At 51.0% G+C, this 17832-nt stretch carries 14 protein-coding genes; 2 read left to right on the plus strand and 12 right to left on the minus strand.

From position 1 onward, the window contains the following. Window positions 1-46 precede the first annotated feature (46 nt). From PSTEL_RS17645 to PSTEL_RS17675, 7 genes are all read right to left on the minus strand, one after another. A complete protein-coding gene (locus tag PSTEL_RS17645) occupies window positions 47-850 on the minus strand; it encodes a metal ABC transporter permease (protein WP_038697327.1) in 804 nt (267 codons plus the stop codon). 39 nt (window positions 851-889) lie between these two features. Beyond that, window positions 890-1639, minus strand: a complete 750-nt coding sequence (locus tag PSTEL_RS17650; protein ID WP_038697328.1) for a metal ABC transporter ATP-binding protein — start codon at window positions 1637-1639, stop codon at window positions 890-892. 33 nt (window positions 1640-1672) lie between these two features. Further along, the gene (locus tag PSTEL_RS17655; RefSeq protein WP_038697329.1) at window positions 1673-2635 is read right to left on the minus strand and encodes a metal ABC transporter substrate-binding protein; all 963 of its coding nucleotides are present in this window, start codon (window positions 2633-2635) and stop codon (window positions 1673-1675) included. Window positions 2636-2954: 319 nt separating this feature from the next. Further along, window positions 2955-4973 carry a methionine--tRNA ligase gene (gene metG, locus PSTEL_RS17660; RefSeq protein WP_038697330.1) on the minus strand — a complete coding sequence of 673 codons (2019 nt, stop codon included), beginning with the start codon at window positions 4971-4973 and terminating at the stop codon, window positions 2955-2957. Window positions 4974-5337: 364 nt separating this feature from the next. Beyond that, entirely contained in the window at window positions 5338-5607 is a 270-nt protein-coding gene (gene yidD, locus PSTEL_RS17665) for a membrane protein insertion efficiency factor YidD (protein ID WP_038697331.1), read from the minus strand. A 1-nt stretch (window position 5608) separates the two neighbouring features. After that, complete coding sequence (locus PSTEL_RS17670) at window positions 5609-6067, minus strand: Fur family transcriptional regulator (RefSeq protein WP_038697333.1); 459 nt, start codon at window positions 6065-6067, stop codon at window positions 5609-5611. A 202-nt stretch (window positions 6068-6269) separates the two neighbouring features. Continuing rightward, on the minus strand, window positions 6270-8129 hold the full coding sequence (locus PSTEL_RS17675) for a copper amine oxidase N-terminal domain-containing protein (RefSeq protein WP_245624976.1): 1860 nt from the start codon (window positions 8127-8129) through the stop codon (window positions 6270-6272). Here PSTEL_RS17675 and PSTEL_RS28545 point away from each other — a divergent pair. After that, the gene (locus PSTEL_RS28545) at window positions 8116-8478 is read left to right on the plus strand and encodes a hypothetical protein (RefSeq protein WP_245624977.1); all 363 of its coding nucleotides are present in this window, start codon (window positions 8116-8118) and stop codon (window positions 8476-8478) included. The genes PSTEL_RS17675 and PSTEL_RS28545 overlap by 14 nt on opposite strands. 398 nt (window positions 8479-8876) lie before the next feature. Here PSTEL_RS28545 and pflA read toward each other — a convergent pair whose 3' ends face one another. The 3 genes from pflA to adhE all read right to left on the minus strand — a co-directional run bounded on the left by pflA (window position 8877) and on the right by adhE (window position 14948). Beyond that, entirely contained in the window at window positions 8877-9614 is a 738-nt protein-coding gene (gene pflA, locus PSTEL_RS17680) for a pyruvate formate-lyase-activating protein (protein ID WP_038697337.1), read from the minus strand. Window positions 9615-9759: 145 nt separating this feature from the next. After that, window positions 9760-12021: a formate C-acetyltransferase gene (gene pflB / locus PSTEL_RS17685; protein ID WP_038697339.1), complete on the minus strand. Its 2262-nt coding sequence runs from the start codon at window positions 12019-12021 to the stop codon at window positions 9760-9762. A 305-nt stretch (window positions 12022-12326) separates the two neighbouring features. After that, window positions 12327-14948 carry a bifunctional acetaldehyde-CoA/alcohol dehydrogenase gene (gene adhE, locus PSTEL_RS17690; protein ID WP_038697341.1) on the minus strand — a complete coding sequence of 874 codons (2622 nt, stop codon included), beginning with the start codon at window positions 14946-14948 and terminating at the stop codon, window positions 12327-12329. A 738-nt stretch (window positions 14949-15686) separates the two neighbouring features. Here adhE and PSTEL_RS17695 point away from each other — a divergent pair. Then, a complete protein-coding gene (locus PSTEL_RS17695; protein WP_038697343.1) occupies window positions 15687-16403 on the plus strand; it encodes a Crp/Fnr family transcriptional regulator in 717 nt (238 codons plus the stop codon). A gap of 264 nt (window positions 16404-16667) precedes the next feature. On the opposite strand, the gene PSTEL_RS17700 is transcribed toward PSTEL_RS17695, so the two are convergent. Next, complete coding sequence (locus PSTEL_RS17700) at window positions 16668-17465, minus strand: formate/nitrite transporter family protein (protein WP_038697345.1); 798 nt, start codon at window positions 17463-17465, stop codon at window positions 16668-16670. Window positions 17466-17509: 44 nt separating this feature from the next. After that, window positions 17510-17830 (minus strand): nitrite reductase small subunit NirD, encoded by a 321-nt coding sequence (gene nirD, locus PSTEL_RS17705; RefSeq protein ID WP_038697347.1) that lies wholly within the window; start codon window positions 17828-17830, stop codon window positions 17510-17512. Between the last annotated feature and the right edge of the window lie 2 nt (window positions 17831-17832).

The raw sequence follows: 17832 nt of genomic DNA on the forward strand, positions 1-17832 counted from the left end.
CTCCCTTCTCCTTTCCGCTTCGAAGCATCCTGCATCTGCATAACGATCAGACGGAGAATCCTTTCTTTCCGGCCAGAATCAGCACCAGCAGCGCAATCAGCAGAAGCACAATTGTGGCTCCCGGGGCAAGATTCCAGATCCCCGCGATCACAAGGCCGGCGACCACCGCTATTTCGGCGATGACGACGGACAGAATAACGGAGGTCTTGAAGCTGCGCGCCAGCAGCAGGCTGATGGCGACGGGGATCGTCAGCAGAGCCGACACCAGCAGCGAGCCAACGATCTTGATGGCTGTGCTGATCACAAGCGCCGTCAAGATCGTAATCAGCATGTTGAGCATCTTAACGGGCAGCCCGCTTACGCTTGCGGCATCTTCCTCAAAGCTCAGCAGGAAAAACTCCTTGAAGAACACGGCGATTACCGACACGACGGCAATGGTCACGATCCCAACCACAAGCAGATCCGTGGTGTCTAGTGTATAAATGCTGCCGAACAAGTAGCTGATGACATCCGCGTTATACCCTTTTCCTAGCGTAAAAAACAGCGAAGCCAGCGCCACTCCCCCCGACATAATGACAGCGATGGACAGCTCCGCGTACGTCTTATAGGCTTTACGGAGCCTTTCAATCGCGAACGACGCCGCGACGGCGAAGATCAGTCCTGCTCCGAGCGGATAAAAACCGGTCAGAAAGCCGACCGCCACCCCCGCAAGCGTCACATGCGCCAGTGTATCGCCAATCATCGACAGACGTCTGAGCACAAGAAAAACGCCCATTAGCGGGGCTGTTATACCGATCAGAAGACCGCCCGCAAGCGCCCGCTGAAAAAAACCGCTGAATAAAATATCCAAGTTCTGTTTCTCCTCTCAACCCCCCCGGGTTCAGGCTTATCAAGTCAGCGAATGCTGGAGATCCTCGGCAGCGCAATTCTGCAGCTCATGCGAATGATGGGAGTAGAAATTGATCTTCCCGTTTCGCTGGATCGGATCATGCCCGAGATAATTGCGGATCATATCGATATCATGCGATACCATAAGAAAGGTCATATGATGATGGGCATGCATATGGGTGATCAGCTCGAAGAATGCGGCCTGGGTTTCAACGTCGATCCCGACTGTCGGCTCGTCCAGGATGAGCAGATCGGGATGATTGATCAGCGCGCGGGCGAGAAAGACACGCTGCTGCTGGCCGCCGGACAGCATACCGACCCGTCTGTCCTGAATGTTCTGGATGCGCATTACCTCAAGCGCGTCGTCGCATTTACGCTGCTGCTGGCGCGAGAGGCGCCGGAACACATTTTTATTATTATACAATCCCGACAAGACAACCTCGCGCACGGTGGCGGGAAACAGCGGGTTAAATGCGTTCTTCTGCGGCACGTAGCCGATCCGTTCCCAGTCCCTGAACTTGCGGACAGACTCTCCGAACAGCTTGATATCACCTTCTGACGGTGTAAGAAGCCCGACGATCATCTTCAGAAGCGTGGATTTACCAGCTCCGTTCGAACCGATAACCCCGACAAAATCCCGCTCTCTGACCGTAAAATTCAGATCGGATATAACCTTCTGCTCTCCGTATGAGAATGAAAGGTTCTTGATCTCGATCATATGCTTGTGGCAGTCCAGTGATTCCGGAAGCATGAGAAATGCCCCCTTTCCTGTTGGCGTTCATCCTTATTTTAAAGCGAGAATGAGATTTTGCAAATTTTTCTCCATCAATGTGTAGTAGTTCTCGTTGTTCTTCTCCTGCTCTTCCGTAAGTCCCTCCAGCGGGTTCAGCACCATGGTGGATACCCCCGCCTCGGATGCGAGCGTTTTGGCCAGCTTGTCGGACACCAGCTCTTCGAAGAAAATATAGCGGATCTTGTCCTTCTTTACCATGTCCGCCAGCTTCACCAGATCCTGGCCTGTCGGCTCGGCGTCCGGAGACAGCCCCATAATTGCATGTTGAGTCAATCCGTAGTCCCGGCATAAATAAGCAAACGCCTGGTGGGATACGACAATCTCCTTGTTCGGCATCTTGGCTAATTCCGTCTCAAACTTGGTGTCGAGGTCCTTCAGCTTGCCCGCCACCGCCTCATATCGCTCTTCGTAATTCGCTTGATGCGCCGGGTCGGCCTTCACAAGGCTATCCTTGATATTCTTCGCCATAATAAGCGCCGACTTCGGACTGACCCATGTATGCGGATCGGTGTGCAGCGTATCGCCGGAATCCTCCACCTCGCCGTCACCGTGGTCATGACCTTCCTCTTCCTCGTTCGTCTTGATCAGATCCACGCCCTTGCTGACTTCTACCGCCTGCACCTGGCTGTCGCTCTCCAGCGACTTCAGGAAGTTCGGAACCCAGCCTTCCAGTCCTGCACCGTTGTACAGGAACAGCTGCGCTTTGGATGTGTTCACAATATCCTGGCTTCGCGGCGTCCAGTCATGCGGCTCTACACCTACCGGCAGGAGGTTGATCGCATTGACATCATCTCCTCCGATTTCCTTCGCAAATTCATATATCGGGTAGAATGTCGTTACGACGTTAACCTTGCCTTCCACGATCGTCCCGCTGCTCCCCCGGCCGCATCCGGCCAACATAACCGCCAGCAGCGCAAAAGGCAAAACCCAGCCTTTAATCCATTTTCGTTGCATAATCTCTTGTGGTCCTCCTAAATCGTAATCTTTACCATTCCGAATTATAATAGTAATCATTACGATAAGTCAACGCTTTTACTAATCATTCTCCACGGAATCTGATAGTTTATACCTTAGCTCTCAACACTCTATATATATTTAAAAAGCTTTCTTTGGCAACATCAGCTTCAACCACCATTCTGGCTTCTCACAAAACAAACGGAGATCCCTGCGGGCTGTCAAACCGCCCGGGATCTCCGCTTCATATGCTTATAGCATTTCTATGGCTGCATGTTCAAGCAGCCGCTCATGGCGTGTCTCACTTCCCGCCGTATGATTACTTGACGATTGCGCCGTTCGGCATGGAATCCGGCACAGTCGCCACCGTGAGCTGGTCGCCCTTGGATGCCGCCAGAATCATGCCCTGCGACAGCTCGCCGCGCAGCTTCACCGGCTTCAGATTCGTAATGCAGATCACCTTACGCCCTACCAGCTCTTCCGGCGTATAGAACTTCGCGATGCCCGATACGACCTGGCGCTGCTCATATCCAAGATCCAGCTGCAGCTTCAGCAGCTTATCCGCCTTCTTCACCGGTTCGGCGGCGATGACCTGAGCTACCCGCAGCTCGCATTTGGCGAAATCGTCGATGCCGATTTCCTCTTTATGCTCTTCCGGTTCTTCCGCCGCCGGCTGTGCACTCTCGGATGCGGGCGCTGCGCTCGCTTCCTCCGCTTTCTTGCCGCCGCCCATCGCCGCTGCGATGTAGGCGACCTCCTGCTCCACGTCGAGGCGCGGGAAGATCGGATCTCCCTTCACAAGCTTCGTTCCGGCCGGAATCAGGCCGAACGTCTTGCCGCTGTCCCAGGCGGTCAGTTCGCCCGCCGGCACGCCGAGCTGCTCCCAGATCTTCGCGGGAGCCTGCGTCAGGAACGGCTGCAGCAGGATCGACGCGGAGCGCAGACTTTCTGCGAGATGTCTCATGACGGATGCAAGCTCGAAGGTTTTGCTCTCCTCCTTCGCCAGCACCCACGGCTGGGTTTCGTCGATGTATTTGTTCGTCCGGCTGACGAGCGAGCCGATGGCGGACAGGGCGATGGAGAATTCCATTTTTTCCATAGCTTCTTCCACCTTGGCGTATGTTGCGCTCACTGTGTTCTCCAGATCAACGTCGAAATCCGTCACCCGGCCTTCATAGGCCGGCAGCTCGCCGCCAAAATACTTGTCGATCATGGCGACAGTACGGTTCAGCAGGTTGCCGAGGTCGTTCGCCAAATCGTAGTTGACCCGGTCAACGAAGCTTTCCGGCGTAAATGTGCCGTCAGAACCGAACGGAACTTCGCGCAGCAAGTAATAACGAAGCGCATCAAGGCCGTAGCGGTCGATCAGCGTTACCGGGTCCACGACATTTCCTTTGGACTTCGACATTTTGCCGTCCTTCATCAGCAGCCAGCCATGCGCGAACACTTTCTTCGGCAGCGGCTCGCCCAGAGCCATCAGGATGATCGGCCAGTAGATCGTGTGGAAACGGACGATTTCTTTGCCCACGATGTGGACATCGGCCGGCCAGTATTTGCGATACAGGCTGTCGTCATCCGAGCCATAGCCCAGTGCGGTAATATAGTTCGTCAGCGCGTCGATCCAGACGTATACAACATGCTTCTCATCGCCCTTGACCTTGACCCCCCAGCCGAATGTCGTACGGGAGACGGCGAGGTCCTCGAGTCCCGGCTTGATGAAGTTGTTAATCATTTCGTTCTTGCGCGATTCCGGCAAAATGAACTCCGGATTCTCTTCATAGAACTGCAGCAGACGGTCCGCGTATTTGCTCATCCGGAAGAAGTAGCTTTCCTCTTTGACCAGTTCGCAGGGATGTCCGCTGTCCGGGCTTTTGCCGCCGATGATGTTGCCGTCTTCGTCGCGGACGATGTCCACCAGCTGGGTTTCCGTGTAAAAGGTTTCGTCCGGAATGCTGTACCAGCCCTCGTACTCCCCTTTATAAATATCGCCCTTCTGAAGCAGCCGGTCAAAAATATCCTGAACAACCTTCTTATGACGCTCCTCCGTTGTCCGGATGAAGTCGTCATTGGAAATGTCGAGCTTCTTCCACAAATCCTTGATCCCGACGACAATATCGTCCACGAACTGCTGAGGCGTCTTGCCAGCCTCTTCTGCCTTGCGTTCAATCTTCTGCCCATGCTCGTCCGTACCCGTCAAATAGCGCACCTCATAGCCGCGCAGACGCTTGTACCGCGCCATCGCATCACCGGCTACCGTTGAATACGCATGTCCAATATGCAGCTTGTCACTCGGGTAGTAGATCGGTGTCGTTAAATAAAAAGTCTTCTCCTGGCTCATTTCCGTCATCCTTTCTTCATTGCCAAAATAAAAAAACTCCCGTCCCCTATTGGGGCGAGAGTTGTCTCACGCGTTACCACCCAAGCTTCCCCGTGCTCCTCGCGGAGCGCAGGCTCAACCGGTTCCTTCCAGGGAACCGCCCATTAACGCTGGATCACGCCGCCGGCTTATCGAAGGTCTAAACTGACGCTGCCTTCTGACTTGCGGGCGGTTCCTCCCGGACCATCTTCCACCTGGCGTTCCAGACCGGCTTGCACCTGCCCCGGCTCTCTGTACTGGCGTCCCCGATGTACTCATCCGTTCTTCGGAAATGCATATAGCTTGTATTCATCATTGAAAATATACCCAAAACATCACTGCTGTGTCAAGTCCGCCCAGCTGCTTCACGGCGGCCGCCCTCACCTTTCGGCTTGGCCGGCGGAACCGGATCTAGCCCTCCCGGGTGAAAGGGATGACACTTGGCGATTCGCTTGGCCGCAAGCAGCGAGCCTTTAACCGGTCCGTGCACCTCCACCGCCTCCAGGGCATATGCCGAGCAGGTCGGATAGAACCGGCAGGTCGGAGGCTTCAGCGGCGAAATGAAGCGCCGGTAGAACCGGATCGGCGCCTGAACCGTTCTGCGTCCGATTCCCATATTAATGTTCCTCTTCGGAGTGCGCAGCAGTCTTCAGCTCAGAGGCGGCCTCTTCACATTCGCGGCAGTAACCGAACACTTCGAATTTATGTTTGACCACCCGGAACTGCTCAGGCGTATCCGTCATATTCATTGGACAGAATGAAATGGGGTACGTCTTCTGGCACTGCAGGCAGATCATATGATGATGGTGATGGTCCTGGCTGCAGCTGGATTTAAATTTGATGCCGTCTTCAAAGACAATCTGTTCCAGCACGCCGAGCTCTTCCATGACCCGCAAATTCCGGTAGACGGTATCAAAGCTGAGCCCGCTGTACTTGCATTCCATATGCTTATAGACATCCTTAGCGGACAAATATCCCGATGTTTCGCCGAACAATTTGGCAAGCGTCTTGCGCTGATCGGTGATTCGCAATCCCTGCTCCGACATGGCTTGCAGAATTTCGTCTGTCGACAGCATTAGCTCATCTCCTAGTGCTCCGATTTCATGGGTGCAGCCCATCTATTAATAATGACTCAAAAGAAAGCCGGCGTCAATGAAGTACATCCCTTTGCGTATAGTCGGCGGCTTCTCACCATTTTTGTCTCTTCACGCCCAAAATAAACCGGCAGGCCGCTTGTAGCCAAGCGGGCCTGCCGGTTGTGAAATGATGGCGTTATGCTTAATAAGATTTCTGTGCCGGAAGCGGCATGAACAACAGATTGACCGGAAGATTGCTTCCTGAAGCTGCGGTGAAGACAATTTCTACGGTCTGTTCCAGATTTCCTGTACGGTACAGAACGCTCGTCTGGTTCGGAGCGTCAACCGCACCGGAGTTCGGCGCTTCGATAATGTTGCCGTTGATCAGCAGAGGTCCTTGATACTTGCCTCCTCGCGGATTAAGCGTGATCAGCGTATTCGGAGCAACATGGCTCAATGTAATTTTGTATACGACGCCAAAGTTCCCCGAGTTCGATGCATCTGTTCCGGACAATGGATCTGTTCCCGGCAGATTCGGATCGCTGTTGTTATCGCCGATAACAAGACGGGACGGCGTTGCCCCTACCGCATCGGTCACATTTATGATACGGTTGGCATTTGGATAAGTGCCCCGGTTATGAACCCCGTCACGATCCAGATAGCCAAGTGTCGGCAGTGTCAGCAGCGGGTCTTTATCCGAGTCGATCATGATAACGGAATACTTCACCGGATAATCACTGAACACATCGGACATCAGCGAAATAACCTGTCCGGGCTTAACGGTCACATTATTAATCGTGGTCAGAACAGCTTTGCTCTCACCAGGCTGAAGAGTAACTGTGCTAGTCGCGCTTCCGGTCAGCATGGACTGGAAGTACGTATCGATCGATTTTTTACCCGTCGCTGTCGGATATTCGCTCGGTCCGCCAAATCCGGAGTACTGTGTCGTAATATTGGCCGGATAGATGTTATCATTGGTCGCGATGACGTACATCTTCTTATTGGTTGAAGTCGAGTTCTTATGATGCACCATAATCCGGGTGCTGCCCATTGCTGTCTCCTGATACATAATGCCGTCCGAATATACGGTTTCCGGGCTGTTGCTTCGGATCAGCGTTACCGGCTCAGAGCTGGTGGTGTAAGAGACTTTGTTCCAGCTTGGGATTTGCGAACCGTCGAACGCATACAGATCACCAAGTGGAATGAACAGCTTGTTGAAGTCATCCCGCGAATACAGCGTCTCGTTCGTAATGTTGATGACTTTCTCAAACGTACTGCTGAGACCGTGAGTATCCGTCACCGTCAACTGGATGGCTACCGGACCCGGGTTGAAGAACGCCTGCGCCCGGTTGTTCCAAGACTCGGTCAATGCGTCGCCGTCGGGGTCCGAGCTCAGATCGGTGATCGTAATGGGCTCGCCCATTTTGTACTCGTCCTTGTTGGTTGTGAACTGCGCCACAGGCGGCTGATTGGGCTTCAGAACCGTAACCGTCACCGAATACGGATCACTCCAGAGACCGTTGGAATCCATTACGGAATATTTCACCGTATAGAAGCCCGGCTGGTCGAAGATCTCCTGACGCCCTTCCCATTGCTCCTGAACAATCGACGCTCCGTTAGAAGCGCTGTTGTAGGTTACGTAATCAACGGTCGTCTCTCCGGCAAAAATCTCTGCCGGCTGCACCGTGAACGAAGCCTTCGGTTTCGTCTGCAGATTAATAATGACTCTCTTCTGCACGTTATCCACGGAGTACTTCAGCCCAAGCGCCTGTGTAATCGAAGTTAGTGGAATCATGAAGGTATTCTTATACTGATAAGCCGGTCCCTTCATCAAAGTGGTCTTTCCGTTGACGGTATACCATTTGCTGTCGGTCTTGAACCGGAGCTCGTTGCCGTCTTTCATAATAATGGTTTCTTTCGTTTTACCATTGTATGTGAGCGTCAGCCCGACCCGTTCCACCATGGCGCGGATCGATACATAGGAGACGCCGTTCTTCACCGCCATTGGCTGTGCTGCCAAATATTCTTGGCCGTTCAGATACATTTTGTTGCTGTTCATCATTAGTACCAGCTGCCCCGTACCCGCATTGCTGGCCGGAACCGGCGTTGCTGTAGGAGTGGCACTGGTTGTTGGAAATGCATCCGTTGATGCCGGAGATGGAGTGGCGCTCGGAACATCCGTGCTTGCAGATGCCAGCGGATCAACGGAAGGCTGGGTGTCCACTCCTGTAATTGGCGAAGCGGTAGCGGCTGTCGGCGATGGTGAGGCGCTCGGAGCGGCTGTTGAGACCGCCGCAGGTGAAGAGCTGGATGTTGCCGCGGCTGCCGTTGATGAAGCTTTAGTACTGACAACAGTTCCTTTGACTGTGTCTGCAGATGCGGCAAACGCCGGTACTGCAGAAGCAACCTGAGCCACAGTTAATGCGGCTGCTAAGGTCAGGGTTTTAAGATTCATGGTATGACTCCTTCTGCTCCCATTTTCTCAATATTGGATCTCTATTAGTGCATGGATTGCACGATAAATTACTCCAAGCAAAAACACAGCCGCCCTCCCAAGGCGGCATGAGCTTAAGTCTTGGCATCCCCAGAAACAAAACATACTATTAGACGCAAAGTCTGGGAAAAAGTTTCATTTATAATCAAGAAAATTATTATCTATGTAAGCTTTAAGCATTAGTTTTGTAAGATCAGGCGCTTATGCCGGATTCAGCAAAATGCTGATGTTAAAATTTACTTCTTTTGATTTCCTGGGAAATCAAAAAATCGGAACCCCTCCCGGAATTCCGATCTGTACGTGCTGCCTTATATGTTATACCGGTGTGGTCTGCTTTCGTCCTTCTTCGATAAGCTTATAAGCCCGGTCCACTTCATCCTGATCCGGTGAAGGAACGCCTTCAAGCTCGTACGGACGGCCGAGCTCCTGCCATTTATATATCCCCATTTGGTGATATGGCAAGATTTCAAACTTCTCAACGCCGTTTAACGTACCGATGAATCGCCCAAGATTGATCAGGTCTTCTTCTTTGTTGTGAATACCTGGTACATAGACGTGGCGAATCCACATTTTCCGGTCGTGATCGGAGAGCCAGCGGGCCAGCTTCAATGTACGTTCATTGGATTTACCGGTCAGTTTAATATGAGCTTCATCATCAATATGTTTGAGATCAAGCAGGACCAGGTCCGTTACATTCAACAGGTCGGTAATTTTCTCACCGTCATTATAACCGTTAGTATCCAGCGTGGTATGAAGCCCCCACCGTTTCTTCACTTCAGTGAACAATTGCTCGACAAATTTCGCCTGAAGGGTCGGTTCGCCGCCCGATACGGTCAAGCCGCCGCCGGATGTGCGGTAATAATGCACATACGGTTCAATTTCTTTCAGCATTTCTTCAACCGTAACTTCCTTGCCTTCGTTCAAGCCCCAGGTATCCGGGTTATGGCAATATTGACATTTCAGCAGGCATCCCTGCATGAACAACACAAAACGGATTCCAGGCCCGTCTACAGTTCCGAAAGTTTCCAGAGAATGGATATGGCCTTTCAGCATATGAGGTCATCCTTTCCGCTCGACTGACTGCAACTTAATTATTTAAAATTTTAACGTTCTTGATACAAGATTTTACCGCCCTTGGATCAAGGGCGGTATCACCTTGTCATTCACTGCATTTTAAGAATTGTATTGAATAGTTTACTTACATCGAACCATGGAACGTACGGCTGATAACGTCCATCTGTTGTTCGCGAGTCAGCTTGATGAAGTTAACCGCATAACCGGATACACGTACAGTCAGCTGAGGGTAGTTCTCCGGATGTTCCATAGCATCCAGAAGCTGTTCACGGTTAAATACGTTAACGTTCAGATGCTGAGCGTTATTGTGGAAGTAACCATCCATCATGGACACCAGGTTGGATTTACGGGATTCTTCGTCTTTACCCAGAGCCTTAGGCACAATGGAGAACGTATTGGAGATACCATCTTGGCTGTCAGCGTAAGGCAGTTTGGCTACGGAGCTCAGGGAAGCCAGTGCGCCTTTCTTGTCGCGTCCATGCATCGGGTTAGCGCCAGGTGCGAACGGTTCGCCTTTCTTACGGCCATCAGGAGTAGTACCAGTCTTCTTGCCGTATACAACGTTCGAAGTGATAGTCAGTACCGATTGAGTCGGCATTGCATCACGATAAGTTTTATTCTTGCGGATCATGGTCATGAAGGTTTCAACCAGTTCAACTGCGATGCTGTCAACAGCATCATCGTTGTTGCCGTACATTGGGAATTCGCCTTCGATTTCGAAATCAACAGCAATGCCTTGTTCGTTGCGGATAGGCTTAACCTTCGCATACTTGATTGCGCTCAAGGAGTCAGTGGCAACAGACAGACCAGCGATACCGCAAGCCATCGTACGCAGGATGTCACGGTCATGAAGCGCCATTTCAATCCGTTCGTAGGAATACTTGTCATGCATGTAGTGGATGACGTTCAGCGCATTGACATAAGTCTTGGCAAGCCATTCCATCATCGGTTTGAAGCGTTTCATGACTTCTTCGTAATCCAGATACTCGGAAGTGATACGCGGGAATTCCGGTCCGACTTGTACGCCGGATTTCTCATCCACACCACCGTTGATTGCATACAGCAGAGCTTTTGCCAGGTTGGCACGGGCTCCGAAGAACTGCATTTGCTTACCAATACGCATTGGGGATACGCAGCAAGCGATCGCGTAATCTTCGCCCCAGAACGGACGCATCAGATCGTCATTTTCGTACTGAATAGCACTTGTTTCGATGGATACCTTGGCGCAGAACTTCTTGAATGCTTCAGGCAGTCTTTCAGACCACAGAACAGTCAGGTTTGGTTCTGGTGCTGGTCCCAGGTTGTACAGGGTGTGCAGGAAACGGAAGCTGTTCTTAGTTACACGAGTTGTTCCGTCTTCAGACATACCGCCGATGGATTCCGTTACCCAAGTAGGGTCTCCGGAGAACAGTTCGTTGTAGTCAGGAGTACGCAGGAATTTAACGATACGCAGCTTCATGACGAAATGGTCAACAAGTTCTTGTGCTTGTTCTTCCGTCAGAGTACCTTCTTCCATATCGCGTTGCACATAGATGTCGAGGAAGGAAGATACACGTCCCAGGGACATAGCAGCACCGTTCTGTTCCTTGATTGCAGCCAGGTAGCCGAAGTATACCCACTGGAAAGCTTCCTTAGCATTGTTAGCCGGCTTGGAAATGTCGAATCCGTGAGCAGCAGCCATTTCTTTCAGTTCGCCCAGAGCGCGAATTTGTTCGGACAGTTCTTCACGAAGACGAATGACGTCTTCAGTCAGGGAATTCACTTCAAGCTCAGCCAGTTCTTGTTTCTTGGTTTTGGCCAGGAAATCAATACCGTACAGAGCAACACGGCGATAGTCGCCGATGATGCGGCCACGGCCATAAGCGTCCGGAAGACCTGTGATAACGCCGGATTTACGCACAGCTCTCATTTCAGGTGTATATGCATCAAACACGCCTTGGTTATGCGTTTTGCGGATATTCGTGAACATTTCAACAATGCTGTTCGGGAGCTCGAAGCCATAAGCTTTAGTGGCATCGATCATCATCTTGATGCCGCCGAACGGCTGGATGGAACGTCTGAAAGGAGCATCGGTTTGAACACCAACGATTTGTTCCTTATCCTTGTCGATATAGCCAGGTTTATGGGAAGTGATAGTGGAGACCGTGTTCAGGTCAATATCCCAAACGCCGCCTCTGTCTCTCTCTTCCTTGCTCAGTTGGGAGACAATCTTCCACAATTCTGTCGTGTTGTTGGTCGGACCAACGAGGAACGATTCATTGCCTTCGTACGGCTTGATGTTCTTGGAGATAAAATCGTTGACGTTAACTTTCTTGGCCCATTTGCCACTTACAAACCCGCGCCATCCCGACTTTACGTCTTGTACTTCTTTTTCAATCACCGACATGCTAATCCCTCCATATATTTATATGATTTGTAGAGATCGCGGGCTTGAAGGTTAATCCCGTGTCTCGTGATCCCAAGCTATTGTTTGTAACATATTTCACATTTGCAATTCTTATAACTGGGACCTTATATAAACATCTTAGTTTACTTTCCAAAAGAAAACTGTGATAAATATCACCTTTACGAGCCTATTTAGTGATATTTATCACTTTATTTATGTCCCAGATTTTTCCAATGAAGCGCCCGGATTCTGGCGCTTAACCTGACAATCCGGGCACTGTTTCTTCATATAATATTCTCTAAAAATTAGTTGTCGAATTTGCCGTAGAATGCGTTGCGGTATACGTCGGCCAGTTCGCTAACGAGCGGCAGCTTCGGATTGGCAGTTGTACATTGGTCTTCAAATGCACGGTCTGCCAGGTAATCAACACGGGATTCGAAGTCCTTCGGATCGAAGCCCAGGGCTTGGAAGGATTCTTCGATACCCAGCTTCTTGTTCATTTCGCGGATCGCGTTGATCAGGCTGGTTACGCCTTCTTCCGTCGTGCGAGCCGGCAGTCCCAGAATGCGGGCGATTTCGGCATAGCGCTCGTCGGCTACGAAGTGCGAATATTTCGGGAACGAAGCGAACTTCGAAGGCTTCTTCGCATTGTAACGGATAACGTGCGGCATCAGGATGGCGTTGGTGCGTCCATGAGCAGTGTGATACTGACCGCCCCATTTATGCGCCAAGCTGTGGTTGATGCCCAGGAATGCGTTCGCGAATGCCATACCAGCCAGCGTCGATGCATTGTGCATTTTTTCGCGGGCAAGTTTGTCGCCGGTCAGAGCGGATTTCTCCAGGTATTGGAATACCAGTTGGATAGCTTTGATAGCCAGACCATCGGTATAATCGCTCGCCATTACGGAAACATAAGCTTCAATCGCATGCGTCAGAACGTCCATACCGGTATCAGCTACGGCAGTCTTCGGCAGGCTGTATACGAATTCCGGATCGATGATGGCTACGTCTGGAGTCAGCTCATAATCGGCCAGCGGGTATTTCGTGTTGTTGCCAGTTGTTTTGTCAGTGATAACCGCGAAGGAAGTAACTTCCGAACCAGTACCCGAAGTGGTCGGGATAGCAACGAATTTCGCTTTGTTGCCCAGTTTAGGGAATTTGTATACGCGCTTGCGGATATCCATGAATTTCTGTTTCAGGCCTTGGAAGTCTGCATCCGGATGTTCGTAGAACAGCCACATGCCTTTCGCAGCATCCATTGGGGAACCGCCGCCCAGTGCGATGATGCAGTCCGGTTGGAATCTGTTCATCATAGCGGTACCTTTTTCAACTGTAGTTGTCGACGGATCCGGTTCAACTTCCGAGAACACTTCAATGGCTACAGGAGTCTGACGTTGACGCAGGTAGTGCTCAACTCTTTCCACATAGCCCAGTTTAACCATCATCGGGTCGGTAATAATTGCAACGCGAGTGATGTCAGGCATTTTGGCCAGGTATTGAGTAGCGCCTTTTTCGAAGTAAATCTTATCCGGTACTTTAAACCATTGCATGTTCACGGTACGACGATTCACCCTTTTCACGTTGATCAAGTTGATTGCGGTAACGTTCTGCGATACCGAGTTGCGGCCGTAGGATCCGCAGCCCAGAGTCAGCGAAGGGATGTTCGTGTTGTAAATGTCGCCGATAGCGCCATGCGTGGAAGGCGAATTGACGAGAATACGTCCGGTCTGCAGACGGTTGGAGAACTTCATGATAACTTCTTCGTTGTTCGAGTGGATAGCCGAACTGTGGCCCATGCCTCCGAATTCAACGATTTGAGCAGCGCGCTCGATACCCTGATCAGCGTTCTTAACTTTGTAGCAAGCCAGAACCGGGCTCAGTTTCTCAGCGGACAGCGGGTACTTCGTACCTACGCCTTCCAGTTCGGCGACCAGAATCTTGGTTCCTGCCGGTACTTGGATTCCGCACATTTCGGCGATCTTCGTAGCGGATTGACCTACGATTGCCGGGTTAACTGCGCATTTCTCAACGTTCATAGCGCCGTTGGTCAGCTTGGCAGCTTCTTCTTTATTAACGAAGTAGCAGCCATTCGCGATCATCTTCTTCTTCACTTGGTCGAAGATGGCTTCTTCAATAATAACAGCCTGCTCGGATGCGCAGATCATGCCGTTGTCGAAAGTTTTGGAAAGGATGATGTCGGTAACTGCTTGGTCGATGTCCGCGCTCTTCTCGATGAAGGCAGGAACGTTACCAGGGCCTACGCCGAGAGCCGGTTTGCCGCAGCTGTATGCCGCTTTAACCATTGCAGCACCGCCTGTTGCCAGGATCAGAGCCACGTCCGGATTGTTCATCAGGGCGTTGGTTTTGTCCATCGTCGGCTGTTCGATCCATTGGATGCAGTTCTCAGGAGCGCCGGCTTTTACCGCTGCATCATGCAGGATTTTTGCCGCCGCGGCACTACAAGCTTGCGCCGACGGGTGGAAACCGAATATAATAGGATTACGTGTCTTAATGGAAATCAACGCTTTGAACATCGTGGTGGATGTTGGGTTGGTTACCGGTGTGATACCCATTACAATGCCGACCGGTTCGGCGATCTTCTGGAAGCTGTCGTAAGAGTTGTCTTCAATAACCCCTACTGTCTTGTCGTATTTGATTCCGTGCCAGATATATTCAGTGGAGAAAATATTCTTCGTGATTTTGTCTTCGTAAACGCCGCGGCCTGTTTCTTCAACAGCCAGTTTTGCCAGGTACATGTGCTTGTCGAGACCGGCAAGCGCCATAGCGTGCACAATGTTGTTCACTTGCTCTTGATCAAGAGCCATGAAAGCTTCTTGAGCCTTCTTTGCTTTATCCACCAAAGTCTGAATGTACTCTTCAGCGGTTGGTTGCTGTACCTGGGCGGCGACTTCATTCTTAACTGCCATTTCCCTCGTCCTCCTGTCAATTTGTGGTGTTTCCTCTCTACACATTGATCATAACATATCATGTACGTCTTGTATAGTGAAATCTTTCACAAAGTATAAATTTTTTTTGATCAGTTTTCAAAGCGCTTACATTTCGGGTATTTTTCCATGGTGTCATTAGCCCTACGGCAATGCTTTCCCAGTACACAAGCCCGCTGCCGTGCGCGAATCTTTTTTTCGCATTGACTGAAATTCCACAATATGGTTCTTGAAATTTAGCCCGGTAAGCTGTTATTCCTATTTTTAAATATTCAAAAGTTTTTATTAAAAAGTAGTTTCATATAATATACGCAATACGCAAAAATAAACCGCAGCGGGCTTCTCCGATCTGATTACTCGTTAGAATCCCTTTCCTTCATTATGTATCCCCTTGGTCTTCTCCGTTGTGAAAGCGCGTTGTATCAGTCTGCATAATGCGGCAGCATCCTCTCATGTAACAACTTCTCTATCACTTTCTAGTTGCCTAAGTCATTTCCATCATTTATAGTAAAAAAAACTCCTTCGGAGTTGTCGTTTACCCGCATATTGCGAAAACCTATTAAATATGGCACTGAAATTCCGGCTTTTTGAGTGAAATTAATCACAATGTTGAAATTTAGACACTATTTTTCGAGTTTTTTTCAACGCAAAGTCAGGAATTCATTGTATAATTAATTTAAAATTTATTGAAAAACTGAGGGAATAAAGGGGATATCGATTATGAATGAGCATACGAATGTTATCGAGGCCCATGGCAATACGAACTGTTTCTCTGAACAAAACTTCAACCGACTGCTCGTGACAATGAAAGATCGTCTGGTCCCTGAGGGATCGCATTTGTTCTGGGAAGGGGATTATTCGGATAAGCTGTTCTATCTGAAACGGGGACGCGTCAAGCTCACCAAATCCACGGACGAAGGCAAGGAACTCATCCTCTATATGTATCAAGCGGGTGATATGGTCGGCCAAGCGGATCCTTTCTTCAGCACGAAGCACAGCTTCACCGCCGAAGTCATCGAAGAAAGCGAAGTCGGCGTTATCGAGCATAAGGATCTGGAGATTCTGATCTGCCAGCACTGCGATTTCGCGATCGACTTCATGAAGTGGATGGGCATTCACCACCGGCTTACCCAGACCAAGTTCCGCGACCTGATGATGTACGGCAAACCGGGCGCTCTATGCTCCACGCTTATCCGGCTTAGCAACACCTATGGCGAGAAGAACGGCGACACAATTCTGATTAACAAAAAAATCACGCATACCGACTTATCCAACATGATCGGCGCGACGCGCGAGAGCGTTAACCGGATGCTTAGCGATCTCCGCAAAAAGGACGCCGTCGAGTATGAGAACGGCATGATCGTTATTAAGGATCTTGAGATGCTTCAGGATATTTGCCACTGCGAGCTTTGCCCTAACGAGATCTGCCGCATCTAATAAGTCTTCACGCTTGAACGTCATGGACTTCATGTTGTAGACGGACTAATCATCTGCCGACTAGTGATTACCCTCTTTACACCTCAGTGAAACATACACGTTCGTTTTTTTCGGCTCGGGTCCAGGTAGCCGAGAAGCGCCCTCGCAGGGCGCTTTTTTTATGCGATAAAGACTTTCCAAGTGCAATCAAAAAAGGCCGCCGCAGACCCCAAAAGGGACGAGCAGCGACCTTAAGCTACCTATGGTACAGTGCGTGCAAATCTTCTACTTTGCTTGACCGGAAGAGCCTCGGCGAACCGGGGAAATCAGCCAGTAGGCCATTCCTACGAACACACCGCCTCCGACGATGTTGCCAAGCGTGACGGGGATCATGTTATGAAGCCAGCCGGCCAGCGTTACGGTCTCCGGATGGTTCGGCAGCAGCAGGGCAACGCTCAGCAGCGTCATGTTGGCAACACTGTGCTCGTAGCCGCTGGCGATAAATGCGAGCAGACACCACCAGATCAGCACAAGCTTCGCCCCTTCACTCTTGGCGCGGGAGGACATCCAGATCGCCAGACAGACGAGCCAGTTACACAGAATTCCCCGGAAGAAGAGCTGGGAGAACGGCAGACCCATCTTCTTGGCCGCGGAGGCGAAGATAAGATGATCCGGTGCGGCAGCCTTGAACAGTCCCGTTCCCTGGATAAGCCAGGCGAGCAGCAGAGCGCCAGCCAGATTCCCGATAAAGACAACGATCCAGTTCTTGACGGTATCCCACACACTCGTTCTGCCTGCCAGGGTGCTGACGGTAAAGAACATATTATTGCCTGTGAACAGCTCGGAGCCGGCAAAGATGACAAGCGTCAGCGCGATTCCGAACGTCGATCCCATAATCAGAGGCTGGAATGGAGACTTGGCCGCCGCCAGAGGCGCACCCAGGGTAAATATCAAGATGATGCCAATACCGACGTACGCACCCGCCAGCAGCGCCGCCAAGGCGTACCTTGGCAGGCTCTCATTCATTTTATCCCGTTTGGCTACCGCCGCTTCAACAATGTTCTCCACGCTTTGCGTAAACATGTAACTACCCCCGCCCTATTTTCTCGTCTTTTTCATCTAACTGCCTAAATGCCGATTGCGATTTCATCCCCGTTTACATAGACCGGAAAGACAACGGCCTGACCTTTGTCCGGAGCCTGAACTTCGCCTGTGCGAAGATCGATCTTCCAGTCATACAGCGGGTCATACAGATAGTGCCCGGATACGATCCCTTCAGCCAGCGGACCGCCCTTCGGGTGCGGATTCCGGTTCTCCAGAGCATAGAACTCGTCTTGGGAAGTGCGGAAGACCGCGACCTCCTTGCCTTCAATGACGACCACACGGCCGATCTGTCTCAAATAATCCTCCACACGGCCGGCTGTATAGACCGCTTTTGCTGTATCCATTG

This window comes from Paenibacillus stellifer (genome assembly GCF_000758685.1).
In the GTDB taxonomy this organism is placed as follows: domain Bacteria; phylum Bacillota; class Bacilli; order Paenibacillales; family Paenibacillaceae; genus Paenibacillus_AQ; species Paenibacillus_AQ stellifer.

Bases quoted from the DNA above. Each gene is read 5' to 3' on its own strand.
- PSTEL_RS17650 (WP_038697328.1), bottom strand. From the start codon at position 1,639: ATGCTTCCGGAATCACTGGACTGCCACAAGCATATGATCGAGATCAAG.
- PSTEL_RS17655 (WP_038697329.1), bottom strand. From the start codon at position 2,635: ATGCAACGAAAATGGATTAAAGGCTGGGTTTTGCCTTTTGCGCTGCTG.
- metG (WP_038697330.1), bottom strand. From the start codon at position 4,973: ATGAGCCAGGAGAAGACTTTTTATTTAACGACACCGATCTACTACCCG.
- yidD (WP_038697331.1), bottom strand. From the start codon at position 5,607: ATGGGAATCGGACGCAGAACGGTTCAGGCGCCGATCCGGTTCTACCGG.
- PSTEL_RS17670 (WP_038697333.1), bottom strand. From the start codon at position 6,067: ATGCTGTCGACAGACGAAATTCTGCAAGCCATGTCGGAGCAGGGATTG.
- PSTEL_RS17675 (WP_245624976.1), bottom strand. From the start codon at position 8,129: ATGATGAACAGCAACAAAATGTATCTGAACGGCCAAGAATATTTGGCA.
- pflA (WP_038697337.1), bottom strand. From the start codon at position 9,614: ATGCTGAAAGGCCATATCCATTCTCTGGAAACTTTCGGAACTGTAGAC.
- pflB (WP_038697339.1), bottom strand. From the start codon at position 12,021: ATGTCGGTGATTGAAAAAGAAGTACAAGACGTAAAGTCGGGATGGCGC.
- adhE (WP_038697341.1), bottom strand. From the start codon at position 14,948: ATGGCAGTTAAGAATGAAGTCGCCGCCCAGGTACAGCAACCAACCGCT.
- PSTEL_RS17695 (WP_038697343.1), top strand. From the start codon at position 15,687: ATGAATGAGCATACGAATGTTATCGAGGCCCATGGCAATACGAACTGT.
- PSTEL_RS17700 (WP_038697345.1), bottom strand. From the start codon at position 17,465: ATGTTTACGCAAAGCGTGGAGAACATTGTTGAAGCGGCGGTAGCCAAA.
- nirD (WP_038697347.1), bottom strand. From the start codon at position 17,830: ATGGATACAGCAAAAGCGGTCTATACAGCCGGCCGTGTGGAGGATTAT.